Source organism: Metapseudomonas resinovorans DSM 21078 (genome assembly GCF_000423545.1).
In the GTDB taxonomy this organism is placed as follows: domain Bacteria; phylum Pseudomonadota; class Gammaproteobacteria; order Pseudomonadales; family Pseudomonadaceae; genus Metapseudomonas; species Metapseudomonas resinovorans.
Genome location: NZ_AUIE01000046.1, coordinates 1 through 23027 on the forward strand (window position 1 = coordinate 1; position 23027 = coordinate 23027).

The following is a 23027-nucleotide window of genomic DNA, read 5'->3' on the forward strand; positions in this document are numbered from 1 at the left end:
GCGGAGGCTGAGGCAAACTTCTACCAGCAACAAGCAGGTCAGGCCATGGCGGCCTGACTTAAACGAAACGGCCTCTACAAAAGCCGGGGCGATTCACAACCGCCTCAGCCCATGCCCTGGCTTCGCTTTTTGTTGAAAAAGTTGCCCCTCTATAAGTTCCAGATTTTCTTACCTGCGCACGCCATTTCCCACTCTTAAGCTTTGCATAAGTAGCCATATTCATTCCTTACTCATTAGCGGTTAAATTTCTGCCGCCATGATTCTGGGAATGCCTCGTCCCTCCGAAGAGACCGGAAATTGAGAAAAAAACTCGATTTCCCCTCCAGATCTTCCAGCCATCCTGATGAATCTGTGTGCTGCACGGTGCGCCTGTATAATGCCCCTCACATGTACTCACCATGCCCATCGTGTGCACCTCATGTGCACCAGAGCGGTAGAACACAGCAATTCACCGGTTTTCAAATTGAAAAATATCCTTATAAATCAACATGATATAAGCAGAAGATTTAGTGTCGCCCCGATGATGGACTGGACGGACCGACATTGCCGTTTCTTCCTGCGCCAGCTATCGCAGCATGCCCTGCTCTACACAGAGATGGTGACCACGGGAGCGTTGTTGCGTGGTGACCATGAGCGCTTCCTGCGCCACGACGAGGCGGAGCATCCGTTGGCGCTGCAGCTCGGTGGCAGCGTGCCGGCAGAACTGGCGGCCTGCGCGAAGATGGCGCAGGCGGCAGGCTACGATGAGGTGAACCTGAACGTCGGCTGCCCCAGCGACCGGGTGCAGAACAACATGATCGGCGCCTGTCTGATGGGCCATCCAGCCCTGGTGGCCGACTGCGTCAAGGCGATGCTGGATGCGGTGGAGATTCCGGTGACGGTTAAACACCGCATCGGTATCAATGGCCGGGACAGCTACGAGGAACTCTGCGACTTCGTGGGCCAAGTGCGTGAAGCCGGCTGCCGCAGCTTCACCGTGCATGCGCGCATCGCCATCCTGGAAGGCCTTTCGCCCAAGGAGAATCGCGAGGTTCCACCGCTGCGCTATGACGTGGCAGCACAGTTGAAACGGGACTTCCCGGATCTGGAGCTGATCCTCAACGGCGGCATCAAGACCCTCGACGAATGCCGTGAGCACCTGAAGATTTTCGATGGTGTGATGCTGGGTCGCGAGGCGTACCACAACCCCTACCTTCTCGCTGAGGTGGACGCCGACCTGTTTGGCTGTGCCGGTCCGCAGATCAGCCGCACCGAAGCCCTCCAAGCCATGCGCCCCTATATCGAGCGCCATATTCAGGACGGTGGCGTGATGCATCACATCACCCGCCATATGCTCGGCCTGGCCCAGGGCTTTCCCGGCGCCCGACGCTTCCGCCAATTGCTGTCGGTCGACGTGCACAAGGTCGCCGACCCACTGGCGTTGCTGGATCAGGCTGCGGAGCTGCTGCGCGGCCGCTGAGTGGAAATCGACGCTTCCCAGGCCGGCGCCAGGCGAAAACGACTGGCACCCTGGGCGACCACCAGGCCGCGATCCACCATGCGCCCCAGTACCTGGCGCACGCTGACCAGCGACAGCGGCTCGCCCGCCTCCACCAGGCGCTCATGAAGAACGCGACTGGGAATGTCGCTGCCTTCCTGCGAAGCGAGGCAGAGTATTTCCAGCACTTTGAGACGCGGCATGCTGGTCTTCATCCCTGCCTGCTGCAGCATCTGGCGCAACTGGCGGTGATCCAGGTTCAGGAGGCTTCGCTCCTCCCTCAGGCCCATAGGCTGCGGGACGACCGGCTTGGCTCGGAGCAACGCATCTACTCGCATCAGGATCTCCTTGTTGATCAAAGGCTTGCATGGCGCAAAGCCTCGGGCCGAATCTCCTGCCGGCCTGTGTCCCGATTTTCTCGGGCTCTCATAGAAGAAGACGGACGAGCGAGAAAAAACCGCAATAAGAATGTGAAATATTTTTCCCTGGGGAACCTGCTCCCCTCTTTTCCGGGTCTGTTGAGCTGGGCAGGCCGATGGCCTGTAAAAAGCCCTTACGCCCCCGTTGAGCAGCCCCGGCAGCTCGGGTAAGGTCAGATCATCCGCCACGACAAGGTTTCGCCATGACCGCCAAGCTGGACCAACTCAAGCAGTACACCACTGTCGTCGCCGACACCGGCGACCTCGACGCGATTGCGCGCCTGAAGCCGGTCGACGCCACCACCAACCCTTCCCTGCTGCTGAAAGCTGCCGCCATGCCGCGCTATGCCGAGTTGCTCGACAGCGCCATGGACGGCGCCGGCAATGACCTGGGCCTGGCCTGCGACCGTTTCGGTGTGGCCGTCGGCCAGGAAATTCTCAAGGTGATACCGGGGCGCATTTCCACCGAGGTGGATGCCCGCCTATCCTTCGACACCGATGCCACCCTGCGTCGCGCCGAGCGCCTGATGGGTCTCTACGAAGAGGCCGGTATCGGTCGTGAGCGTGTACTGATCAAGATCGCCTCCACCTGGGAAGGCATTCGTGCCGCCGAACAGCTGGAGCGCGCAGGCATCCAGACCAACCTGACCCTACTGTTCAACTTCGCCCAGGCGGCGGCCTGCGCTGATGCCGGTGTGTTCCTGATCTCGCCCTTCGTCGGCCGCATCTACGACTGGTACAAGAAAGCCGAAGGCCGCGACTTCGTAGGCAGCGAAGACCCTGGCGTGCAGTCTGTCTCGCGCATCTACCGCTACTACAAGGCCAATGGTTATCGGACCGTGGTGATGGGCGCCAGCTTCCGCAACCTGGGGCAGATCGAGGCACTCGCCGGCTGTGACCGACTGACCATCAGCCCGGAGCTGCTGCAGAAGCTGGCTGACGATCAGGGGGCTCTGGATCGCAGCCTGGCTCCAGGAAGCGACGCCGAAGCTCGCGTCGTGCTGGACGAAATAGCCTTCCGCTGGCAGCTGAACGAGGATGCCATGGCCACCGAGAAGCTGGCCGAAGGCATTCGCCTGTTTGCTCGCGACCAGGAAAAGCTGGAAGCCCTGCTCGCCTCCCGCCGCTGAAACGCGAACGCGCGCAGCCGTTACGGGCTGCGCGCGTTTTTATTTGCGGAGAAGTAACGACCGATCAGTGGCGCTCGAGTGCGCTGACCAGGTCGTGGAATGCTTCGCGATTGGACTGATTGAGTCCCATGAGGATTCGGTGGGCTTCCAGCACCTTGGTGCGGACCACTTCCTCCGTCTGATCCTGCGGCGGCAGGTCTTCCAGGCATTCCGGGCAAGGTATTGGCGTCCCGACGATATTGAACACCTGGTCGAATCCCATCGACTGCAGCAGCCGCGTGATATCGGGGTGGGTGGTCACTACCGTGGGCAACAGGCCCACCTTCTGCCGCGAAAGGATCGACAGCTTGGCCAGAAGTCCCAGGGTGGTGCTGTCGATGCTCTGGGTTTCGGTCAGGTCGATCACGATCGCCGAGAAATTCAGCGCCGAAAAGATCTTTTCAATGGTCGCATCCAGGGCCGAACACAGGGTCAGGCGGATTTCCCCGACGAACTTCAGGACGAACGTCCCATCCTGCTCGGCAAACTGGATTTTACCGGTACTCATGCAAGGTTCCTGCTCAACACCAGCAAGGCGATATCATCCGGCATCTCGCCCAAGCTGGCCAGTCCAAATACTTGTCGCAAGCCATCCAGACTGCCACCTGCCTCACATACCATCTCTGGCAGCGCGGCTTCCTTATCTTTGAGGGTATCCCCGGGCAAAAGGTCCAGGATCCCATCGGAGAGCAAGGTCAGGCTGAAGGACGACGGTAGATCGATGACCCGATCATCATAGCTCGCCTCTTCGAACAACCCCACCGGCAGGCCCTTACCGGTCAAGTAGGAGGCCTTGCCCTCGCTATAGAGCACCGGCAGCGGCAAATGCCCACCAATGCTGTACGTCAGTTGGCCGCGCTCCTCGTCGATCACGCCACCGAGCATAGTCACGTGCTTGCCCAGCTTGGTATTGATCAGGCCGCGGTTGATGTGTCCAAGCACCTCGGAAGGTCTGAACTCAGGCAGCATGCCATTGCGCCGGGACTCATAGAGCAGGCGCGTTGTCATGAATTTGAGCAGAACGGTCACGAAGGCCGAGGACGCGCCGTGGCCGGAAACGTCCGCCAGGTAGAAGGCAACCCGACAGTCGTCCACACGGAAGTAGTCGACGAAGTCCCCCGAGAGGTACAGCGACGGGATGATCTGGTGGGCGAAACGCAGGCCGTCCACTTCCCAGGGCGTCACCGGTAGCATGTTCATCTGCACCTGGCGCCCGGCGTTCTGGTCTTCCTGCAGCAGGTGCAGGCTGGCTTGCAGCTCCCGGTTGGCGGATTCCAGCTTTTCCCGGTAGCGGCGGTTTTCGAGACGCAGTGCCGCGCGATCGAGCGCGCGACGCACCGAATGCTCGAGAACGGCCAGGTCTTCCAGGGGCTTGATCAGGTAATCCGCCGCGCCCAGGCGCAAGGCTTCGACAGCATCGCTCATGACGCCGGCGCCGGAGACCACCAATACAGGGGTTTCTGATTCCAATTCGGAAATGCGGCGGATCAGTTCCAGGCCATCGACCTGAGGCATGCGCAGGTCGCAGATCACCAGATCCGGGCGCTCCTGCTCGAAAACCTGCAGCCCTTGCAGGCCGTTACTGGCCTGCCGAACGCTGAATCCACTGTCTTCCAGATAGGCCGCGAGGCTTGCGCGCACTACCTCGTCGTCATCAATAATCAGCAGCTTGGCACTGGGATTGTGCATGGAGTATCCAGGCAAACGGCGCCAGGGATGGGTTGTTGTAGCACCCGACCTAAGGCCCGAGCACGAGTACGGGGGTTCGCTTTACGGCGCAGACGGTACTCCCATCCGCAGGGCGATTCAAGCTTGCGCCGCGAGTCGAACTCTGCCTTTACACCTGAAATCGCTGGAAGTTATAAGGGGTTCGGCCCCACTCCATGACGACAAGAGGATCAGCGCGTGAGCCTGGACGACCGCAACTACAGCGAGAAGCGCGACTTCATCCGGATGCAGGTGCAGACAAAAGCCATCCTGGAGCACGCCGGCCAGCAGTACCCTGCCCTTTGCCTGGACCTTTCCAGCACAGGCATGCAGCTCGAAGTGAACGCCAAACTGGCCGTTGGCGAGCGCGTTCGCGTGCTCATCCCTTCCGAGCACAGCGCGCTCAAGGGCCTGGAAGCCGACACCGAAGTGGTACGGATCGGCGAGAATGCAAACGGCAATCAAACCCTCGGTCTGGCCATAATCAGCATGCGCTAGGCGTAAAACCCGGAAACGAAAAAGGCGACCCTGAGGTCGCCTTTCTTCATGGTGCCGAGATAGGACCAGCAGACTTAGAAGTCGTCCTCTACCTCGCCATCCTTCACCTTGAACTCACGGTTCTGCAGGTAAGCATTGCGGATGAAGATGTACTTGTCACCGGTGATCAGCTTCTCCGCGGACAGCAGGCTGGCGCGCGTGTCCACGACATCGACCGCACGAGTCACGTTACGGGTCGGCACGTGATCGATGTAGGGATAGGGTTCGAGAAAGGCATCCGGAATCTTGCCGCCGGCGTCTCGTACCGTGCTCGGGCCGAGGAACGGGATCACCAGATAGGGACCGCTGCCCAGGCCCCAGTAGCCGAGGGTCTGGCCGAAGTCTTCGTCGTTGCGCTGCAGGCCCATGTGGGTGGCCACATCGAAGAAGCCGAGCAGGCCGAAGGTGGTGTTGAATACCAGCCGGCCGGTGTCGACACCGGCATTGTGGAACTTGGCCTGGAATAGATCGTTGGCCAGGTTGCCGACATCTCCGACGTTGTTGAAGACATTGTGAATGCCGTCTTCGAGGAATTGCGGAGTCACCGCCTGGTAACCCTGGGCGATAGGCTTCAGCGCGTAAGTGTCGAGGGTGTCGTTGAAGCGGAACATCGCACGGTTGAAGCCCTCCCAGGGGTCATCCTCAGCGGCGCTGGCAGAGACGGGTAGTACCGCCAGGGTAACGCAGGCCAGTACACGGCCCAGACGATCGAGCCACCGAGTACCGATCAATCGCATTGCAGACTCTCCTTGAGAAAAGTAGTGTGGCGGCCCGCCGCCCAGTCAGGGCGCGCAGTATAAGGCCATCGCCCGTATTGGGCAGCATAGCGGACTGCCAGCATGCCGAAAAAAACCTTGCTTCATGTTGCACACATCCCCGTTCGCTGGGGCGATATGGACAGCTACGGCCACGTCAACAACACCCTGTACATCCAGTATCTGGAAGAAGCGCGGGTCGCCTGGTTCGAGAAACTCGGGATCGCCATGAACAACGTGCCCCAGGGTCCGGTGGTACTGCAAACGCTGCACACCTACCTCAAGCCCGTGGTGCATCCGGCTACCGTGGTCATCGAACTCCATGCCGGCACCGTGGGCAACAGCAGCCTGGTGGTGGAGCACCGCCTGAGCACCCTTGAAGACCCGTCCACCCTTTACGGTGAAGGCCATTGCAAGCTGGTCTGGATCGACCACGCCACAGACAGATCGGTACCGGTGCCTGATGATCTGCGCCTGGCGATGGGGGCTGGCCAGCGGCAGTAACTTCGCTGTCATCCAGGGCGGTTAGTCTGCGCCAGACCTCGTCAGGATGACGCTGATGCCCCAGAGCCAACCGCCCGCCTTCACCGCCCTCCTCTTCGGCCTTTCCGGCTGCCTGGTGGACTTCGGTGCCCGCACCTTGCCGCTGGCACTAGCCCGGTTGTTGCCGGACTGTCCGGCACCGCGCCTGGCCGAAGCCGCCTCCCTGCCCCTGCACGCCGCCCTCGACCACGCACTGGGCTCCCCGGCCAGCGACGAACTGCTCCAGGCGCTCCATCAACAGTTGCTGGACGCTGCCAGCGAACACGCCGAAGCCGTCACCAACCTCGATGAGCTGGCCAACCTGGTGAGTAGCACCCAGGTTCCCTGTGCCTGGCTCGACGACCTGCCCACCCCAGCCAGTTGGCGCCTGGCCACCCCTCTGCCCGCCTGGCTGAGGGGTAGTGAAATCAACGGAGCGCGTCCCTGGCCGGCGCCGGACAGCTGCTGGCAAGCCCTGGCAGGACTTGAGGTTTCACACCTGGAAGGCTGCGTGCTGATCAGCGCCAATCCGCGCCTGCTGCTGGCCGGGCTGAATGCCGGCCTCTGGACCATTGGCCTTGCCACCAGCGGCCCCCTATGTGGGTTGGCACCGGCGGACTGGCAGGCGCTGGACGGTGCCGAGCGCGATCGACTGCGCGCCGCCGCCACCCTGGAGCTGTACCGCCTGGGCGCCCATTCGGTGATCGACCACCTGGGTGAGCTCGCCCCCTGCCTGGCAGACCTCGCCTACCGCCGCGACAAGGGCGAGAAGCCCTGAATGCGGAATTTGTATTTCAGGCTTGATCCGAGTCAGGCAGGCCTGTCCCGCCTGGATTAATCTTTAAGGCATGAGGGACCTTTGCCCCAGTGGCCAGGTCAACTCCTGAGACATTCGCAAAGGGAGAAAGACATGCCTGAACGCCTGCAGCAGCAACTGCAACAACTGCGCGACCAGCTGGCCGACGAACCGCCGCTGGATGCGGAGGAACGCGCATCGCTGATCGAGTTGATGCAGGAAATCGAACTGCGCCTGGCTCGCGACGCTGCCATGGCGCCAGATGCAACCCTGGTGGACGGGGTCAACCTGGCCATCGAGCGCTTCGAAACCCGTCATCCCACCCTCGCCGGAACCTTGCGCAACATCATGCAAAGCCTGGCGAATATGGGCATCTAGTCCGCCTCAGATGAAAAACCCCGACTTCGAGTCGGGGTTTTCGCTACTGCCGCACCAGCCGGCGATTATCGGCCTGCACCGCGTGGGTGCTGCGGTACGGGTTGATGTCCAGCCCGCCGCGACGCACGTAACGCGCATACACCGTCAGTAACTCCGGCGCGAGCAGCCTCTTGAGGTCGAGGAACATCCGCTCCACGCACTGCTCATGGAAGTCGGCATGTTGGCGAAAGCTCACCAGGTAGGCCAGGAAGCTCGCGTGATCCAGCCGATTCGCCCCGCGATACGCGACGACTACAGTGCCCCAGTCCGGCTGGCCGGTAACCGGGCAGTTGGATTTCAGCAAATGGCTGTGAAGCGTCTCCTCCACCGTCTGCCCGGCTTCGGCGCGCAGAAGTTCGGGCTGCGGATGCTCATAGCCCCCGATGGTGACATCCAGCTCATCAATGCAGATGCCCGGCAAGCTGGCGACACCCTCGGCTTCCACCGCTGTCAGGCTGCGTACGCGCACCGCGACCGGAGCACCGGCTGCGGCACTCAGGTCCCGAGCCAACACCTGCTCCAATTCAGCCGCACTGGCATAGACAGACTGGTTCAGCGAATTGAGGTAAAGCTTGAAAGACTTGGATTCGATGATGCTCGGCGAATCGGCCGGAATGGCGAATTCACCGATCGCGACCACCGGCTTGCCGGACGGCGTGAGCCAGGACAGCTCATAGCAGTTCCAGAAATCCACGCCCTGATACGGCAGGGTTGCGGCAGTCAGGCCCAGCTCATTCCACTTGGTCACGCGGGAGATGGGGAACAGCAACTCGGGGCTGTAGGAACTGACGTACTCGCTGGATTTGCCCAGCGGCGAATGTTCGGCGGGGTGATGCATGAGCGGGTGAACCTGAAAGTGCGGGAATCGCGCAATTGTATACAGTCGGACGGCTGCTGAAAAATCTGCGGCACCAACGGCGTCGCTGCATTACAACTTTGTCAGCTTGCCCTGCCCGGCTGGCGAGCACGGTATAAAGCAGCAGACCAAGCCATGAGCCCACCATGAAGCTATTGATAGTCGAAGACGAACCCAAGACCGGCCAGTTCCTGCGCCAGGGCGTGATCGAAGCCGGTCTGGCTGCCGACCTCGTCACCAATGGCCTGGAAGGCCGAGATCTGGCCCTGACCGGCCGCTACGACCTGATCATCCTGGACGTGATGCTCCCCGGCCTCGACGGCTGGCAAGTGCTGCGCAGCCTGCGCCTGGCAGACCTGCAGACACCGGTGCTGCTCCTCACCGCACGGGATGCCGTGGAGGAACGCGTCCATGGCCTGGAACTGGGGGCAGACGATTACCTGATCAAACCCTTCGCCTTCGCCGAACTCCTTGCCCGCGTGCGCACCTTGTTGCGCCGCGGTGCCACCGCGCCCCAGGAAACCAGCCTGGAACTTGCCGACCTGCGCATGGACCTGCTGAGCCGGAAAGTCGAGCGCAGCGGCCGTCGCATCGACCTCACCACCAAGGAGTTCGCCCTGCTGGAATTCCTCCTGCGACGTCAGGGCGAGGTGCTGCCCAAGACGCTGATCGCCGAAAAGGTCTGGGACATACATTTCGACAGCGAAACCAATGTCATCGAAGTTGCCGTTCGCCGCTTGCGAGCCAAGCTCGACGACGACTTCCCCACCAAACTGATCCATACCGTGCGCGGCATGGGCTACGTGCTGGAGGCTCGGGAAGGCTGATGCGCGGACTCTCCCTCACAGCCCGTCTGGGTCTGCTGTTCGCCGCCTGCACAGCCACCGTGTCGCTGATCGCCGGAGTATTGTTCAACCGCGCCAGCGAAGCGCACTTCATCGAACTCGACCAGCAACTGCTGGATAGCCGCCTCAGAGCCTTCCGCGCCCTGGTCATTGATGTAGACAGCCCCGCGGACTTGGTGCCTCGTCTGGACGCCCTGCAATCCGAGCTACGCCTGCACCCGGACTTGGCCCTGCGCCTTGAGGGTCACGACAGCAGTTACTGGTTCAACAGTGCCGAGGGCTTGCGTGCGCCGGGTCGCGACGGGCTGCATGACTGGCAGCAGGATGGCACCGACTACCGGGTCTACAGCGCACGGTTGCGACCGGATGACCCGGATTCGCCACGTCTCTCGCTGGCCCTGGACATTACGCACCACCAGCACTTCCTCGAACGCATGCAGCGGCTGATCTGGCTCACCGTCGGACTCTCCGCCCTGGCCACTGCCCTGTTGGGCGCCTGGGCAGCGCGCAGTGGCCTGCGCCCCCTGCATCGCATGGCCGAAGTGGCTGCCGGGGTATCCGCCAGTTCACTGACCGCCCGCCTGCCCGACGATCAGGTTCCCCCGGAGCTGGTGGAACTGGTGCGCGCAATCAATGCCATGCTGGCCCGGCTGGATGATGCCTTCCAGCGGCTCTCGGCCTTCTCGGCCGACATCGCCCACGAGTTGCGCACGCCGCTGTCCAACCTGCTGACCCAGACCCAGGTGATCCTCAGCCAGGATCGCGCGACGGACGAGTACCGCGAAGCCCTGCATTCCAACCTGGAAGAGCTGCAGCGCCTGGCGCAGATGGTGGGTGACATGCTGTTCCTGGCCAAGGCCGAACACGGCCTGCTGCCTGCCCGACGCGAGCCCCTGGAGCTGGCCGACGAACTGGATGCCCTGTTGGACTACTTCAGCCCCCTGGCCGAGGACCGCCAGATCGCCATGAGTCGTAGCGGCGACGCCCGATTCAGCGCTGACCGCAGCATGCTGCGTCGCGCGCTATCCAACCTGCTGGACAACGCCCTGCGCTTCACGCCGGAAGGCGGTCGCATCGAAGTGAACCTGACCAGAGACGCCCGCAGCCTGCAGCTGACAGTGGCCAACAGCGGTCCGGACATCCCCGCCGAACTGCTGCCGCGGTTGTTCGATCGATTCTTCCGCGCCGACCCCGCCCGCCGCGAGGGCCGCGAACATGCCGGCCTGGGCCTAGCCATCACCCGCTCCATCGTTCGCGCCCACGGCGGCGATATCCGCTGCGAATCCGCCAACGGCCGGACATGCTTCACCCTGGAGTTTCCCACCCCCTGAAACGCAGAAGGCGCACCATCTGGCGCGCCTTCCCGGAATCAAACCCGATCAACCCTGTGCAGTCGACCAGTCGATCATGCCGAACTGCCAGGTCGCCAGGATCAGCAAACCGAAGCCGATGCGGTACCAGGCGAACGCCGCGTAGCTGTGGCTGCCGATGAACTTCAGCAGACTGCGTACGGCAATCATGGCGAAGACGAAGGACACCACCGAACCGAGGGCAAACACCGGCAGGTCGCTAGGCTGGAACAGGTCGCGGTACTTGTAGCCCGAGTAGACCGCCGCGCCAACCATGGTCGGCATGGCCAGGAAGAAGGAGAACTCGGTGGCCGCCTTGCGCGACAAGCCGAAGAGCAGGCCGCCGATGATGGTCGCTCCGGAGCGCGAGGTACCCGGCACCAGCGCCAGACACTGGGCGCAGCCAACCTTGAGCGCATGCTTCCAGGTCATTTCGTCGACGGTTTCGGCCTGCACCTGGTGTTGGCGCTGCTCGGCCCAAAGGATGATCACACCGCCTACCACAAGGGCCGAAGCCACGGTGATGGGGTTGAACAGGTAATGGTGAATCACATCGGCAAAGGCCACACCAAGGACCACCGCCGGAAAGAACGCCACCATCAGATTGAGGGTGAAACGCCGAGCCCCGCGCTGGGTGGGCAACCCGACGACGACGTCGAAGATCTTCCGCCGATACTCCCAGACCACCGCGAGAATGGCCGCCAGCTGAATGATGATATTGAAGGCGATGGCCCGTTCACCGGTGAAGCCCAGCAGGTCCGCGACCACGATCTGGTGGCCGGTGCTGGAGATCGGCAGGAACTCCGTCAGGCCTTCGACAACCCCCAGAATGATGGCCTGCAAGGCCGTCCACAAATCCATTGAAATTCTCCCCCGAGGCACGCTCTTCAGGCGGCCTTTTCGTTACGAATGCGCAGGTAACTGGCACCACGAATGTGCCGAACGGCGATGAAACCAGATGCCAGCAAGCAGGTTCCGGGACGAACGAGCCTTCAGCCTTGCCCCGAAGCGCCGAAATGCTAACAGAGAGCCAATGGGAAATCGCGGCTAAAGGCTGATTGATAATGGCCAAGCTGCCTGCTGGGACAGTTCCGGGTGTAACCGCAACCAGCCGAAACCGCAGCGAGCCGCTACAATCGGCGGCTTTCTCCCATGGAATTGGCAAGGTGTCCCCTTTCGAACTCAGCGCCGCGGCCCTCGGCGTGCTGGCGGTATGGCTCACTGTCAGGCAGAACCCCTGGTGCTGGCCGATCGGCCTGATCATGGTGCTGATGTACAGCTGGATCTTCTTCGAGGTGAAGCTGTACTCGGACATGCTCTTGCAGCTGATTTATGCCGCGCTGCAACTTTACGGCTGGTGGCAGTGGACCCGTGGCAGCCTCCAGCATGATGGTCGCCAAGTCAGCCGTCTGGGCGCACGACCACTGAGCCTGGGTCTGCTGGCGGGAACAGCCGGCAGCTTGGCCTTGGGCTATGGCATGGCGACCTGGACCGACGCCGCGGCTCCATGGTGGGACGCTGCACTCACGGCCTTCAGCCTGGTGGCGCAGTTCTGGATGGCGCACAAACGCTTGGAATGCTGGCTGCTCTGGATTGTGCTCGACCTGCTCTTCGTCCTGCTGTTCCTCAGCAAGGGCCTGTACCTGACCGCCGCGCTCTACGGACTCTTCACCCTGCTGGCCGTGCAGGGTTGGCGCACCTGGCGACGTGAGCTGGAGCCCGCCACGGCATGAAAGTACTGGTGCTTACCGGGCCCGAGTCCAGCGGCAAGAGCTGGCTGGCGGCGGAGCTGCAGGCCAGGTTCGGCGGCCTGCTGGTGGGCGAGTACGTGCGCCACTTCATCGATCGCGAGCAGCGCGACACGTGCTATGCCGACATCCCGGCTATCGCCCGTGGCCAACTCGATTGGGAAGACCAGGCACGCGCCAAGGCGCCTCCCCTGCTGATCCTCGACACGCACCTGCTCAGCAACATCCTCTGGAGCCGCAAGCTGTTCGACGATTGCCCCGACTGGCTGGAAGCCGAGCTGCGGGCACGCCATTACGACCTGCATCTGCTGCTGAGCCCGCAACACGTGGAATGGGTCGATGACGGCCAGCGCTGCCAGCCGGATTTGGCCGAGCGCCAGGCCTTCTTCGAGGATTGCCGCGCCTGGCTGGAAGGCGCGGGCCAGACCTTGGAAGTGATCGAGGGCGATTGGGAGACTCGCCGCTGGCAGGTCCTACAGCGGGTTGCTCGCTGGCTACGCTGACCATCGAGGTTGAAGGGCGAACCTTCGGTCCGCTTGGCGAATGAATTCGCCCCTACAACAGAAGCGAAGGCATCCAGCAGCAGGCTGCGGTCCATAAAAAAGCATGTGTGCCCCGCAGGCTCAGGACCAACCTACGAGGCTTGCGCAGCCGGCAGTTCGATGCGTACCCGCAGGCCACCCAACGGGCTTTCCTGCAGGCTCAGGCGGCCATTCCAGGATTCGACTATGTCACGCACGATGCCGAGCCCAAGACCGTGCCCAGCCACCTGCTCATCCAGCCTCGCACCACGCCCGATGACGTCCTCGCGCTTGTCTTCGGCAATTCCGGGGCCATCGTCGTCCACCATCAGGCTGTAACCGCCCTCCCCGCTGCGAATGGTCAGGTTGACCTGGGTTTCCGCCCACTTGCAGGCGTTATCCAGCAGGTTACCCAGCAGTTCCAGCAGGTCCTCCCGGTCCCAGGGCAGACGCAAACCCTCGGGGGCGTCCCAGTCCAGGTCCAGCCCACGGTCGTGGATCATCGCCAGGGTGGAGAACAGGCCGGGCAGTTCCTCGGTGCAATCGAAGTGCGCGCCTGGCAACGCCTCGCCAGCCAGGCGCGCACGCCCCAGCTCGCGCGCCAGACGCTGCTCGATCTGCGCCAGTTGCTCACGCAGGATGGCGCGCAAGGCGGGTTTATCTTGCAGCTCTTCACGATCGGCCAGGCTGACCAATACCGCCAACGGCGTCTTCAGCGCATGGCCAAGGTTACCCAGGGCGTTACGTGAACGCCTGAGGGTGTCCTCGGTGTGGTTGAGCAGGTGGTTGACCTGTGCCACCAGGGGCTCCAGTTCCTCGGGAGCGTGACTGTCAAGCTCACTGCGCTGACCTTGCTGCAACTGCGCAATCTGCTGGCGAACGTCCTCCAGGGGACGCAATGCCCGGCGCACCGTGACGCGTTGCAGGGCGAGGATCAGCAGCAAGCCGGCCACACCCAGGGCAAAGCCCGTCCACTGCACCCGACGGAAGCTTTCCAGTATCGGTGTGTAGTCTTGCGCCACAGCAATTCGCACGGGTCGCCCGAAGCGTCGGTAATCGCCGCGCCAGGTCAGCAACTCCTGATCCACGGGCCCTGGCAGCAATCTCTCGGCCAATCCCTTCTGTTGCGGCATCGGCAGCTCCGCATCCCAGAGCGAACGGGAACGCCAAGTCTCTTCGCCCAGGTCAATGATGAAATAGCGGCCGGAATAGGGTTGCTGATGGGCGGGATTCAGACGCTTCTCATCGAGTTGAATCCCATTGGGGCCTCGCACCAGGGCACTTAGCAGCAGCTCGGCTTCGCTGCGCAGGCCTTCGGCCAGGTAGCGCCGCAGCCCCAGGTCGAACAACCAGAGACTCGTCTGCGCCAGAACCAGTCCCACCACCAGCAACACGCCAACCAGTCCGAGGCTGAGCCGGCGCTGGATCGACCTCATCGACCCTCACCGGTGAAGCGATAGCCCTGGCCGCGACGGGTTTCGATGACCTCACGCCCCAGCTTGCGACGCAGGTGATTGACGTGCACCTCGATCACATTGGAATCCCGCTCGGTTTCACCGTCGTAGAGGTGCTCGGCCAGGTGGCTCTTGGACAGGAGCTGGCCAGGGTGCAGCATGAAGTAGCGCAGCAGGCGGAACTCGGCGGCGGTCAGTTGGACCTCCTCGCCATTTCGGCTGACACACTGGCGCCCCTCATCCAGCTGCAGACCAGCCGCCTCCAACTGCGGCTGGTTGGCCAGGCCGTGCGCGCGACGCAGCAGCGCCTGGATGCGCAAGGCCAGTTCCTCCGGGTGGAAAGGCTTGGTCAGATAGTCGTCGGCGCCCGCCTTGAGCCCTTCAATCCGCTCGGCCCAGGAACCGCGCGCAGTCAAGACCAGCACCGGGGTCGACATGCCACCCGCGCGCCATTCCTGCAGCACCTCCAGCCCCGGCTTACCAGGCAGGCCGAGGTCGAGAATGATCAAGTCATAGGGTTCGCTGGCCCCCTGGTGCAACGCGTCGCGGCCGTCGGCCAGCCAGTCCACGGCGTAGCCTTGGCGACCAAGGCTGTTGGTCAGCTCATCGGCCAGGGGTACATGGTCCTCTACCAGCAACAACCGCATCAGTCGTCTTCCTCGTCCTTCAGAATGCGCCCGTCGCGGGCATCCAGTTCCAGTTCACGTACCGTGCCATCGGCGGTGACCAGCTCCACCTCGTAAATGTAGACGTCGTCCTCCTCTTCCAGCTCAGCCTCCAGCAGACGCGCCCCAGGGTAAAGCCCCAGGGCGCTACGCAGAAGCTGGTCGAGGGGCAGGATGACGCCCTCTTCACGGAGCTTGAGGGCCTCGTCCTGATCCAGGTCCCTGGCCACCGCCTCGAGGGCGAAAATGGCCAGGATCAGGGCAATGATCCCACTGTAACGAAGGATCCAGCGCATCAGTCGTCCTGATGATCCTTGAGGATCTGACCGTTGGTGGCATCAAGTTCCAGGTCCCACTGCACGCCTTGGGCGTCACGCAGTTCAACCTGGTAGATGTAGCGGCCGTATTCCTCTTCCAGTTCGGTTTCGTTGATGGTGCTGCCGGGGTGCTTGGCGATGGCCGCGGCATTGAGTTTCTCGAACGACTGGATGGTTCCGGCGTCACGCAACTTCAGGGCCTCGTCCGGGCCGAGATCACGAGCCTGGGCGATACCAGCGGTGGCAGCGAGCGTAGCAATGGCGAACAGGGCAGCGAGTTTCTTCATGAATTATCTCCTTGGGAGCTTGTGTGCTTTCGATGGGAGCAAGATACCGGGGACGACTTAATTCAAGCTGAATTCGCCTTAAGACTTGGGACGGATCATTCACACCCTGAAGAAACTTGGCCTTGACGGGGTCGCCACTATAATCGCTGCCTTGCTTCCAGGAGACTCGCATGAGCGCCATCCAGATCAGTTTTCCCGCCCTCACACTGCGAGCAGGACGTCGCGCCCTGGCGCACATCCGTGGGCAGAGCCTGAAGCCGGCAGACGTCGGCATCCTGCCGGGTGCGGCGGGCGGCCCCAAGGCATTGGGTATCCAGGGCCTGGACCTGGCGCTGTTCGGTGAGTGGCTGCCGCGTGCACCGCGTGAGCGCGCCTTGATCGGCGCCTCTATCGGTTCCTGGCGCTTCGCCAGCGCCTGTTTGCCAAACGCCGTCGACGGCATTCGCCGCCTGGGCGAACTGTATACCAGCCAACGATTCCCCAAAGGCGTGAGCATGGCTGAAGTCAGTCGCCTTTGTGGCCTGATGCTGGATGAGCTGCTCCAAGGCCAGGACGCGAAGGTGTTGGCCACCCCGCATTACCGCCTGAATGTCGTCGTGGTGAAGAGCCACGGCCTGCTCGCCCACGACCGCCGTGGTGCGCTGAGCCTGGGGCTGTCGTCGGTAATCGGCAGCAACCTGCTGGGGCGCCCGCACCTGGCGCGGCACTTCGAGCGGGTCATCCTCCACGATGCCCGCCAGAACCCACCGCTGGCACCGCTGTCCGACTTCCCCTCACGCTTCCACGCACTGGACACGGGCAACCTGCGCCATGCCCTGCTCGCCTCGGGCTCGATCCCCATGGTGATGGAAGGCGTGCGGGATATTCCGGGTGCCGGCCCCGGCACCTACCGCGACGGCGGCTTGCTCGACTACCACCTCGACCTGCCCTACAACCCGGGCGGTGTCGTGCTCTATCCACATTTCACCGACAAGGTGGTGCCCGGCTGGTTTGACAAGGGGCTGCCCTGGCGCAAGGGCGATGCCGAGCGACTACAGGATGTACTGCTGATTTCTCCCTCGCGCGAGTACCTGGCCACGCTACCTCATGGCAAACTGCCAGACCGCAAGGACTTCAAGCGATATCTGGGCGACGACGCCGGCCGCGAGCGCTATTGGCGCAAAGCCATGGCAGAAAGCCAGCGCCTGGGCGACGAGTTCCTCGAACTGGTGGACAACGGCAAGCTGGGCGAACGCTTGCAAAACCTCTGACCTGAGACGCACGGAGCGAAGGGAGTACAGGGATGAAACTCGCAGTTGCCATCATCCATGGCATCGGCAACCAGCAGGACACGCAGAATGCGGAGGGACAACACGCATTCGCCCAGAACCTGATCGCTGGACTGCGCAAACGCCTGGGCGTGGAGGCGGACGACATTGCCTTCCAGTCACTCTACTGGGCGAGCGTGCTGGACAAACGCGAGCTGGACTATCTGGAGAAGCTCGAACACGAGCCGGTGCGCTGGCGCTGGATGCGGCGCATGGTCACCCTCTTCCTCGGTGATGCCAGCGGCTACCGCAAGGTCAGCCAGGCCTACGACACCACCTACGAGCAAGTCCACCAATGTGTGCGCAACGGTCTCAATGCATTGCGCGCCAAGGTCGAGCCGAATACCCCGCTGGTGCTACTGGCCCACTCCCTCGGCGGACACATCATCTCCAACTACATCTGGGACCAGCAGAAGCTCAATGCCACACCGAGCTGCCCGCGCGACCCCTTCATTGCCATGGAGACCCTGGCAGGCCTGGTCACCTTCGGCTGCAACATCCCGCTCTTCACCTTCGCCTATGACCCGGTGCAGCCGATCCGTTTTCCCGGCCACTGTCTCGATGAACGCCTGACGCGCTCGGCACGCTGGCTGAACGTCTACGCGCCGGCCGACTTGCTCGGTTACCCGCTGCGCCCAGTGCAAGGCTATGCTGCCGTGGTGCATGAAGACCGCCCCATGGCAGTGGGCTCCTGGTTCCGGCGCCACACACCACTGAGCCATCTGGAGTACTGGAACGACGCGCGTTTCCAGGACTATCTGGCCCGCCACCTGCGCGAGCTGCTGCGGGCTTGCACCAGTACGTCACCCTCACAGAAAACAGCTCAGCCCGGCCTTCCATCCAACCTGGGCGTGCACAGCAGCACCGCGTAGTGCCGCAGGAACAGCGCGAAGGCCACCGCCCAGCACAAGCCCGCCAGCCAGAACGCCGGACTGCCCAGCAGCGGAAGCAGCAGCACACGGGCGACGGCTCCCAGGTTGAGCAACGCGAATGCCGGCCCCATTGCACGTGGCGCGTCCAAGGGACGACCACTATGACCCAGGCTGACCCGCGCGATCATCGCCAGGATCAATCCCCCCATGGCCCCGACACCCAGCGCGTGCTGGGCCAGGCTCGGGTTGTCCAGCAACCCGAGGTGCCAGGCCGCCAGGGCCAGGGGCGCTACGGCCAGCCAGGCAAAAGCCAGGTGCAGCGGCCAGAGCAGCGTCACCCGCCAGATGCCAGCGTCGTACCAGCGCGCCAGGCGCAACAGGTTGCCGAGGCCCGGCAGCAGGCAGAGGATCGCCAGCCAGGGGGATCGCTGCAGGCTGGAACCCGCCGCGAAGCTGGCGGCCAGGAAGACGCTACCCGCCAGGCAGCTCCAGTCCAGCCAGGGCCAGGCCTTGGCCTGCTGGGTGCGGCCCAAGCCACGCTGTGTGAAGAACGGAATCACCCTCCCACCAATCAGCCCCATCAACGCCGCCACCAGCCAGAGCGCCGCCAGCACACCCTGGCGCTGCAGGGCTTCGCTGCCAACAGCCAGCCCCCAGAGCACCAGGGCATCGGCCGCCGCCAGCAGGCTCAGGACCAGCACCACGGGGTAGTTGTTACGCTGGCGCACGCGCCACAGGCTGCGCATCAGCACCAGGGCCACCGCAGGGAGGAAGGCCAGTTCCAGGGGAATCAGCAGCGTCAGGGGCGCGCCCAGTACCCAGGCCAGGCGGGCGGCCAGCCAGAGCAGCGCCAGGCTGGCCAGGGCGCGACCGCGCAAGCCGGGATTGCCGGTCCAGTTCTGTACGGCGGTGAGCAGGAAGCCGGCAATAATGGCGCCGCCGAAGCCGAACACCATTTCGTGGCGGTGCCAGGCGAGCCAGCCGCCTGCCGGTTGCCAGGGGCCGAGCCGGCCGTGGAGGGCCATCAGCCAGAGCGGCACGGCCAAGAGGGCAAAGGCCGTGCCGAAGAGAAAGAAGGGGCGGAAGCCCAGGCGCCAGATCGGCCGGATCGCCAACTCCCGCGAAGCATCAAGCAATCGCACAGGCCAGCTCCCGTTGTTCCTTGCGCATCTGGTACTGGGCGGTCAGGCGCATCACGTAGCCCAGCTTGATCAGGGTCGGCCCGAGGATCGACAGGCCGTGGGCGCCAACCAGCATCAGCAGGCCCAGGTGCGCTTCCAGGTAGTAGGCCCCGACGATGCCGAGCAGCAGTTGGGCCAGGCCTGTCCAGAGGAACAGGTGGGAGAGTTGCAGCAGGCGTTGAGGGCATCCGAACAGACTGGTCATGATCTCGCACTCCTCGTTGGGTTGCCCGGCGCTCCTTGGCGCCGGGCGATTGGGGTCAGGCCTCCAGCGCAGCGGCCGGTCCGAAGAACTCGTAGTGGCTCTGGGCTTCCGGTACACCGAGTTCGCGCAGGTGCTTCTTGACCTGGGCCATGAAGCCTTTCGGGCCCAGGAAGTAGGCATCCAGGTCACGCTCGGCAGGCAGCCACTGTGCCAGTCGCTCGCGACTCAGGAATCCGGTGGCGTGGGGCTGGTCATCCGCATGGGGCTCGCTGTAGCAGAAGAAGTGGTTGAACTGCGGGATGGCCGCGGCCTTCGCTTCGATCCAGTCGCGGAACGCATGCACCGCACCGTTGCGCGCGCAATGGATGAAGTGGATCGGACGGCCACTGTCCTGGGCGGCTTCCAGCATGGCCAGGGCCGGGGTGATGCCAACACCGGCGGTGATCAGCACCAAGGGCTTCTGGCTCGGCCGCAGGATGAAGTCGCCGGCCGGTGCGAAGAGTTCCAGCAGGTCCCCTTCCTGGACACGGTCATGGAGGAAGTTGGACACCTTGCCGCCCGACTCGCGCTTGACGCTGATGCGGTAGTCGCGGCCGTTGGGGGCGGCCGACAGCGAGTAGTTGCGGCGCGCTTCCTCACCATCGATATCCAGGCGCAGGCCGATGAACTGGCCGGGGGTGAAGTCCATCACGGCACCGCCGTCTGCCGGCACGAAGTAGAAGGAGGTGATCTCCGCGCTTTCCTGCACCTTGCGCTCGACGCGGAAGCTGCGGCCACCACGCCAGCCACCGGGGGCCTCGGCGCTCGCGGCATAGACTTCTTCCTCGGCACCGATCAGCAGGCCGGCCAGCAAATTGTAGGCCTCGCCCCAGGCGGAGATGACTTCGTCGGTGGCGATCTCTTCGCCCAGCACTTCGCGGATGGCGCGCAGCAGGCAGGTGCCGACGATCGGGTAGTGCTCCGGCAGGATCTGCAGGGCAACGTGCTTGGCGACGATGCGGTTCACCAGTGGGCCCAGCACTTCGAGTTGGTCGATGTGGCGGGCGTACATCAGCACGCCGTTGGCGAGGGCGCGGGCCTGGTCGCCGCTGGCCTGGTGGGCCTGGTTGAACAGCGGACGAACTTCCGGATACTCGGAGAGCATCATCTTGTAGAAGTGGGTCGTCAGGGCTTCGCCGCCGGTTTCCAGCAGGGGGACGGTGGACTTGACGATGGCACGAACTTGGCTGGACAGCATGTTGGGTCTCCGTTATCGGGTTGGTTCGTTCTGCCTGTTCTATTCCATCATTCATGCCAACTTTTTATTCTATATAAATCAATCACTTATATTTATTCGAGTTTTTCTGACTACACTAAGGAACAAGTCATAACGACATATCGGAGTCATAATGACACCCAACCCCCTGCTGCAGACCCTGATCCCCCTGGTCAGCGACCTGTCCCGAGAACTCCCGGAGGGCGAACGCTATCGGCGCCTGCTGGAGGCCCTGCGAGGCCTGCTGCCCTGCGACGCCACCGCCCTCCTCCGCCTCGACGGCGACCAGTTGGTGCCCATGGCCGTAGACGGCCTCAGCCAGGACACCCTCGGCAGGCGCTTCAAGGTGTCCGAACACCCCAGGTTGCAAGCCTTGATGGAGAGTCGTGGCGTTACCCGCTTCGCAGCTGACTGCGGCCTGCCCGACCCCTACGACGGATTGGTGGAAGGCCATCAGGACCATCTGGAAGTACACGATTGCGTGGGCTGCCCGCTCTACCTCGACGATCGCCCCTGGGGTGTCCTGACGCTCGATGCAATGGATCCGTCGCGTTTCGACGGGCAGGACCTGGACGTTCTCGAGGATTTCGCCAGCCTGGCCGCCGCCACGGTGAAAGCTGCCGAGCGCATGGACACCCTTACGCGTCGCGCCCAGGACGAGCAGCAGTTGGCAGAAATCTACCGCCAAGCCGCCGGGCAGGTCCGTCCGCAAGAGATGATCGGTCAGAGCGCCACCCATAAGGCGCTGATGGAGGAAATCAAGCTAGTAGGTGGCAGCGAGCTAACCGTACTGATCAGCGGCGAAACTGGAGTCGGCAAGGAACTGGTCGCTCAATCCATCCATAGCCGCTCCCTGCGCTCCCGGCAGCCCATGATCAGCCTCAACTGTGCCGCCCTGCCCGATACCCTGGTCGAGAGTGAGCTGTTCGGCCATGTACGAGGCGCCTTCTCTGGTGCCGTGAGCGAACGCAAGGGCAAGTTCGAACTGGCCGATGAAGGCACCCTGTTCCTCGATGAGGTCGGCGAGTTGCCCTTGGCGATCCAGGCCAAGCTACTGCGGGTGCTACAGAGCGGACAGCTGCAGCGGGTCGGCTCGGATCGCGAGCACCGGGTCAATGTGCGGGTCATCGCGGCCACCAACCGCGACCTCGCCGAGGAAGTGCGTTCCGGCCGCTTCCGGGCAGACCTCTATCACCGTCTCAGCGTCTACCCCCTGCGCGTTCCTCCCCTTCGGGAACGCGGACGCGACGTCCTGCTGCTGACGGGCTTCTTCCTTGAAGAGAATCGCGCCAGGCTTGGCTTGCGCAGCCTGCGCCTCAGCCAGGATGCCCAAGCTGCGCTGCTCGGCTACGACTGGCCCGGCAATGTACGGGAGCTGGAGCACCTGATCGGCCGCGCTGCACTCAAGGCCCTGGCGGCCTGCACCGAGCGACCCCGAATCCTCACCCTGACGGCCAGCGATCTCGCACTGCCCGGCAACCAGAGCTCGGCAACCATGCGCCCGGTGGAAGAACCGGAAGTTGCAGCGGTCGGCGATTTACGTGAGGCAGTGGATCACTACCAACGCCAGCTGATCACTGCAAGCCTGGAGCGCCAGGCACAGAACTGGGCTGCAGCGGCCCGCGAACTGGGCCTGGATCGCGCCAATCTGCTGCGTCTGGCCAAGCGTCTGGGCATCAAGTGAAGGGCTGGCTCGTCCGGCAATGTCTGTCTTTTCGGTCAGGCCGCCAGAGAGCTGGTAAAATCAGCGTTTTCCTGCTTTAGCCGGGATCCGGACTTCATCTCAAGAGCGTTACTCAGTGGAAATTTTCAAGGAATTCATATTCGAAGCCGCGCACCGGCTCCCTCACGTACCCGCGGGTCACAAGTGCGGCCGCCTGCACGGTCACTCCTTCCGCGTGGCCATCTATATCGAGGGAGAGCCCGATCCCTATACCGGCTGGATCCGCGACTTTTCCGAGCTCAAGGCGATCTTCAAGCCACTCTACGAGCAGCTCGATCACAACTACCTCAATGAAATCCCCGGCCTGGAAAACCCCACCAGCGAAGTCCTCGCCAAATGGATCTGGCAAGAACTCAAACCCCTGCTCCCGGAGCTCTCACGCATCCGCATCCACGAGACTTGCACCAGTGGCTGCGAATACCGCGGCGACTGACAGAGCATCAGAAATGCAAAAGGCCACCTTACTAGGTGGCCTTTTTGCTGGATACAGTCGCCAGATCACTCGCATCCGCCGCCCTGCTTGTCGATGCAAACTTTACCGCACACAAAGACAAACCCCCGACCCGCTTACGCGGATCGGGGGTTTGGGATAGAAGCTTGACGATGACCTACTCTCACATGGAGAAGCTCCACACTACCATCG

27 protein-coding genes are annotated in these 23027 nt (G+C 63.0%); 14 read left to right on the forward strand and 13 right to left on the reverse strand.

Translation table 11 applies throughout. The annotated features are described in order from the left end of the window. The first annotated feature begins 520 nt into the window (after positions 1 to 520). Complete coding sequence (gene dusA / locus G559_RS0122780; protein ID WP_028630455.1) at positions 521 to 1459, forward strand: tRNA dihydrouridine(20/20a) synthase DusA; 939 nt, start codon at positions 521 to 523, stop codon at positions 1457 to 1459. Here dusA and G559_RS29245 read toward each other — a convergent pair. After that, positions 1429 to 1815, reverse strand: a complete 387-nt coding sequence (locus tag G559_RS29245) for a hypothetical protein (RefSeq protein ID WP_245586534.1) — start codon at positions 1813 to 1815, stop codon at positions 1429 to 1431. The two genes, dusA and G559_RS29245, sit on opposite strands and share 31 nt — an antisense overlap. Before the next feature lie 284 nt (positions 1816 to 2099). Here G559_RS29245 and tal point away from each other — a divergent pair, with 284 nt between their 5' ends. After that, complete coding sequence (gene tal / locus G559_RS0122790; protein WP_028630456.1) at positions 2100 to 3026, forward strand: transaldolase; 927 nt, start codon at positions 2100 to 2102, stop codon at positions 3024 to 3026. Positions 3027 to 3090: 64 nt separating this feature from the next. Here tal and rssC read toward each other — a convergent pair whose 3' ends face one another. Then, positions 3091 to 3573 (reverse strand): anti-sigma factor antagonist RssC, encoded by a 483-nt coding sequence (rssC, locus tag G559_RS0122795; RefSeq protein ID WP_028630457.1) that lies wholly within the window; start codon positions 3571 to 3573, stop codon positions 3091 to 3093. Then, positions 3570 to 4754: a two-component system response regulator RssB gene (rssB, locus tag G559_RS0122800; protein ID WP_028630458.1), complete on the reverse strand. Its 1185-nt coding sequence runs from the start codon at positions 4752 to 4754 to the stop codon at positions 3570 to 3572. Before rssB ends, rssC begins: the two co-directional genes overlap by 4 nt. Before the next feature lie 216 nt (positions 4755 to 4970). On the opposite strand from rssB, the gene G559_RS0122805 reads away from it, so the two are divergent. Next, positions 4971 to 5270, forward strand: coding sequence for a PilZ domain-containing protein (locus G559_RS0122805; RefSeq protein ID WP_028630459.1), 300 nt, complete (start codon positions 4971 to 4973; stop codon positions 5268 to 5270). A 74-nt stretch (positions 5271 to 5344) separates the two neighbouring features. On the opposite strand, the gene G559_RS0122810 is transcribed toward G559_RS0122805, so the two are convergent. After that, positions 5345 to 6046, reverse strand: coding sequence for an MlaA family lipoprotein (locus G559_RS0122810; RefSeq protein WP_028630460.1), 702 nt, complete (start codon positions 6044 to 6046; stop codon positions 5345 to 5347). Between the two features lie 102 nt (positions 6047 to 6148). Here G559_RS0122810 and G559_RS0122815 point away from each other — a divergent pair, with 102 nt between their 5' ends. The 3 genes from G559_RS0122815 to G559_RS0122825 all read left to right on the forward strand — a co-directional run bounded on the left by G559_RS0122815 (position 6149) and on the right by G559_RS0122825 (position 7760). Then, on the forward strand, positions 6149 to 6568 hold the full coding sequence (locus tag G559_RS0122815; RefSeq protein WP_028630461.1) for an acyl-CoA thioesterase: 420 nt from the start codon (positions 6149 to 6151) through the stop codon (positions 6566 to 6568). A 55-nt stretch (positions 6569 to 6623) separates the two neighbouring features. Then, a complete protein-coding gene (locus G559_RS0122820; RefSeq protein WP_028630462.1) occupies positions 6624 to 7364 on the forward strand; it encodes a phosphatase in 741 nt (246 codons plus the stop codon). Positions 7365 to 7496: 132 nt separating this feature from the next. Next, the gene (locus G559_RS0122825) at positions 7497 to 7760 is read left to right on the forward strand and encodes a DUF4404 family protein (RefSeq protein WP_028630463.1); all 264 of its coding nucleotides are present in this window, start codon (positions 7497 to 7499) and stop codon (positions 7758 to 7760) included. Positions 7761 to 7803: 43 nt separating this feature from the next. On the opposite strand, the gene queF is transcribed toward G559_RS0122825, so the two are convergent. Next, a complete protein-coding gene (gene queF / locus G559_RS0122830; protein ID WP_028630464.1) occupies positions 7804 to 8637 on the reverse strand; it encodes an NADPH-dependent 7-cyano-7-deazaguanine reductase QueF in 834 nt (277 codons plus the stop codon). A gap of 164 nt (positions 8638 to 8801) precedes the next feature. Between queF and G559_RS0122835 the strand changes: the two genes are divergently transcribed. Both G559_RS0122835 and G559_RS0122840 read left to right on the forward strand, forming a co-directional pair. Continuing rightward, entirely contained in the window at positions 8802 to 9482 is a 681-nt protein-coding gene (locus G559_RS0122835; RefSeq protein WP_028630465.1) for a heavy metal response regulator transcription factor, read from the forward strand. After that, positions 9482 to 10831 (forward strand): heavy metal sensor histidine kinase, encoded by a 1350-nt coding sequence (locus G559_RS0122840; RefSeq protein WP_028630466.1) that lies wholly within the window; start codon positions 9482 to 9484, stop codon positions 10829 to 10831. Before G559_RS0122835 ends, G559_RS0122840 begins: the two co-directional genes overlap by 1 nt. A gap of 48 nt (positions 10832 to 10879) precedes the next feature. On the opposite strand, the gene G559_RS0122845 is transcribed toward G559_RS0122840, so the two are convergent. After that, positions 10880 to 11710, reverse strand: a complete 831-nt coding sequence (locus G559_RS0122845; protein WP_028630467.1) for an undecaprenyl-diphosphate phosphatase — start codon at positions 11708 to 11710, stop codon at positions 10880 to 10882. Positions 11711 to 12015: 305 nt separating this feature from the next. Here G559_RS0122845 and pnuC point away from each other — a divergent pair, with 305 nt between their 5' ends. Together pnuC and G559_RS0122855 are read left to right on the forward strand one after the other, a co-directional pair. Then, positions 12016 to 12582: a nicotinamide riboside transporter PnuC gene (gene pnuC / locus G559_RS0122850; protein ID WP_028630468.1), complete on the forward strand. Its 567-nt coding sequence runs from the start codon at positions 12016 to 12018 to the stop codon at positions 12580 to 12582. Further along, a complete protein-coding gene (locus tag G559_RS0122855; protein WP_028630469.1) occupies positions 12579 to 13100 on the forward strand; it encodes an AAA family ATPase in 522 nt (173 codons plus the stop codon). Before pnuC ends, G559_RS0122855 begins: the two co-directional genes overlap by 4 nt. 131 nt (positions 13101 to 13231) lie before the next feature. Here G559_RS0122855 and G559_RS0122860 read toward each other — a convergent pair whose 3' ends face one another. Genes G559_RS0122860 through G559_RS0122875 form a run of 4 tightly spaced genes read right to left on the reverse strand, consistent with a single transcriptional unit; the run spans position 13232 to position 15841 of the window. Continuing rightward, the gene (locus G559_RS0122860) at positions 13232 to 14554 is read right to left on the reverse strand and encodes an ATP-binding protein (RefSeq protein WP_028630470.1); all 1323 of its coding nucleotides are present in this window, start codon (positions 14552 to 14554) and stop codon (positions 13232 to 13234) included. Further along, complete coding sequence (locus G559_RS0122865; protein WP_028630471.1) at positions 14551 to 15219, reverse strand: response regulator transcription factor; 669 nt, start codon at positions 15217 to 15219, stop codon at positions 14551 to 14553. Before G559_RS0122865 ends, G559_RS0122860 begins: the two co-directional genes overlap by 4 nt. Next, positions 15219 to 15533: a PepSY domain-containing protein gene (locus tag G559_RS0122870; protein ID WP_028630472.1), complete on the reverse strand. Its 315-nt coding sequence runs from the start codon at positions 15531 to 15533 to the stop codon at positions 15219 to 15221. The genes G559_RS0122865 and G559_RS0122870 overlap by 1 nt, the downstream gene beginning before the upstream one ends. Continuing rightward, positions 15533 to 15841, reverse strand: a complete 309-nt coding sequence (locus tag G559_RS0122875) for a PepSY domain-containing protein (RefSeq protein WP_028630473.1) — start codon at positions 15839 to 15841, stop codon at positions 15533 to 15535. The genes G559_RS0122870 and G559_RS0122875 overlap by 1 nt, the downstream gene beginning before the upstream one ends. Before the next feature lie 170 nt (positions 15842 to 16011). Here G559_RS0122875 and G559_RS0122880 point away from each other — a divergent pair, with 170 nt between their 5' ends. Next, on the forward strand, positions 16012 to 17091 hold the full coding sequence (locus tag G559_RS0122880) for a patatin-like phospholipase domain-containing protein (RefSeq protein WP_028630474.1): 1080 nt from the start codon (positions 16012 to 16014) through the stop codon (positions 17089 to 17091). Between the two features lie 32 nt (positions 17092 to 17123). Next, complete coding sequence (locus tag G559_RS0122885) at positions 17124 to 18020, forward strand: hypothetical protein (RefSeq protein ID WP_028630475.1); 897 nt, start codon at positions 17124 to 17126, stop codon at positions 18018 to 18020. Here the strand turns inward: G559_RS0122885 and G559_RS0122890 are convergent. Genes G559_RS0122890 through hmpA form a run of 3 tightly spaced genes read right to left on the reverse strand, consistent with a single transcriptional unit; the run spans position 17972 to position 20643 of the window. Continuing rightward, a complete protein-coding gene (locus tag G559_RS0122890) occupies positions 17972 to 19162 on the reverse strand; it encodes an NnrS family protein (protein ID WP_028630476.1) in 1191 nt (396 codons plus the stop codon). The two genes, G559_RS0122885 and G559_RS0122890, sit on opposite strands and share 49 nt — an antisense overlap. Next, positions 19149 to 19406 (reverse strand): hypothetical protein, encoded by a 258-nt coding sequence (locus G559_RS0122895; RefSeq protein WP_028630477.1) that lies wholly within the window; start codon positions 19404 to 19406, stop codon positions 19149 to 19151. Before G559_RS0122895 ends, G559_RS0122890 begins: the two co-directional genes overlap by 14 nt. Before the next feature lie 55 nt (positions 19407 to 19461). After that, on the reverse strand, positions 19462 to 20643 hold the full coding sequence (hmpA, locus tag G559_RS0122900; RefSeq protein WP_028630478.1) for an NO-inducible flavohemoprotein: 1182 nt from the start codon (positions 20641 to 20643) through the stop codon (positions 19462 to 19464). 151 nt (positions 20644 to 20794) lie between these two features. Between hmpA and norR the strand changes: the two genes are divergently transcribed. Together norR and queD are read left to right on the forward strand one after the other, a co-directional pair. After that, positions 20795 to 22345 carry a nitric oxide reductase transcriptional regulator NorR gene (gene norR, locus G559_RS0122905; protein ID WP_028630479.1) on the forward strand — a complete coding sequence of 517 codons (1551 nt, stop codon included), beginning with the start codon at positions 20795 to 20797 and terminating at the stop codon, positions 22343 to 22345. Positions 22346 to 22460: 115 nt separating this feature from the next. Beyond that, positions 22461 to 22817 (forward strand): 6-carboxytetrahydropterin synthase QueD, encoded by a 357-nt coding sequence (queD, locus tag G559_RS0122910; RefSeq protein ID WP_036997744.1) that lies wholly within the window; start codon positions 22461 to 22463, stop codon positions 22815 to 22817. The last annotated feature ends 210 nt before the right edge of the window (positions 22818 to 23027 follow it).

Bases quoted from the DNA above. Each gene is read 5' to 3' on its own strand.
- dusA (WP_028630455.1), top strand. From the start codon at position 521: ATGATGGACTGGACGGACCGACATTGCCGTTTCTTCCTGCGCCAGCTA.
- G559_RS29245 (WP_245586534.1), bottom strand. From the start codon at position 1,815: ATGCGAGTAGATGCGTTGCTCCGAGCCAAGCCGGTCGTCCCGCAGCCT.
- tal (WP_028630456.1), top strand. From the start codon at position 2,100: ATGACCGCCAAGCTGGACCAACTCAAGCAGTACACCACTGTCGTCGCC.
- rssC (WP_028630457.1), bottom strand. From the start codon at position 3,573: ATGAGTACCGGTAAAATCCAGTTTGCCGAGCAGGATGGGACGTTCGTC.
- rssB (WP_028630458.1), bottom strand. From the start codon at position 4,754: ATGCACAATCCCAGTGCCAAGCTGCTGATTATTGATGACGACGAGGTA.
- G559_RS0122810 (WP_028630460.1), bottom strand. From the start codon at position 6,046: ATGCGATTGATCGGTACTCGGTGGCTCGATCGTCTGGGCCGTGTACTG.
- G559_RS0122815 (WP_028630461.1), top strand. From the start codon at position 6,149: ATGCCGAAAAAAACCTTGCTTCATGTTGCACACATCCCCGTTCGCTGG.
- G559_RS0122820 (WP_028630462.1), top strand. From the start codon at position 6,624: ATGCCCCAGAGCCAACCGCCCGCCTTCACCGCCCTCCTCTTCGGCCTT.
- G559_RS0122825 (WP_028630463.1), top strand. From the start codon at position 7,497: ATGCCTGAACGCCTGCAGCAGCAACTGCAACAACTGCGCGACCAGCTG.
- queF (WP_028630464.1), bottom strand. From the start codon at position 8,637: ATGCATCACCCCGCCGAACATTCGCCGCTGGGCAAATCCAGCGAGTAC.
- G559_RS0122835 (WP_028630465.1), top strand. From the start codon at position 8,802: ATGAAGCTATTGATAGTCGAAGACGAACCCAAGACCGGCCAGTTCCTG.
- G559_RS0122840 (WP_028630466.1), top strand. From the start codon at position 9,482: ATGCGCGGACTCTCCCTCACAGCCCGTCTGGGTCTGCTGTTCGCCGCC.
- G559_RS0122845 (WP_028630467.1), bottom strand. From the start codon at position 11,710: ATGGATTTGTGGACGGCCTTGCAGGCCATCATTCTGGGGGTTGTCGAA.
- G559_RS0122855 (WP_028630469.1), top strand. From the start codon at position 12,579: ATGAAAGTACTGGTGCTTACCGGGCCCGAGTCCAGCGGCAAGAGCTGG.
- G559_RS0122860 (WP_028630470.1), bottom strand. From the start codon at position 14,554: ATGAGGTCGATCCAGCGCCGGCTCAGCCTCGGACTGGTTGGCGTGTTG.
- G559_RS0122865 (WP_028630471.1), bottom strand. From the start codon at position 15,219: ATGCGGTTGTTGCTGGTAGAGGACCATGTACCCCTGGCCGATGAGCTG.
- G559_RS0122870 (WP_028630472.1), bottom strand. From the start codon at position 15,533: ATGCGCTGGATCCTTCGTTACAGTGGGATCATTGCCCTGATCCTGGCC.
- G559_RS0122875 (WP_028630473.1), bottom strand. From the start codon at position 15,841: ATGAAGAAACTCGCTGCCCTGTTCGCCATTGCTACGCTCGCTGCCACC.
- G559_RS0122880 (WP_028630474.1), top strand. From the start codon at position 16,012: ATGAGCGCCATCCAGATCAGTTTTCCCGCCCTCACACTGCGAGCAGGA.
- G559_RS0122885 (WP_028630475.1), top strand. From the start codon at position 17,124: ATGAAACTCGCAGTTGCCATCATCCATGGCATCGGCAACCAGCAGGAC.
- G559_RS0122895 (WP_028630477.1), bottom strand. From the start codon at position 19,406: ATGACCAGTCTGTTCGGATGCCCTCAACGCCTGCTGCAACTCTCCCAC.
- hmpA (WP_028630478.1), bottom strand. From the start codon at position 20,643: ATGCTGTCCAGCCAAGTTCGTGCCATCGTCAAGTCCACCGTCCCCCTG.
- norR (WP_028630479.1), top strand. From the start codon at position 20,795: ATGACACCCAACCCCCTGCTGCAGACCCTGATCCCCCTGGTCAGCGAC.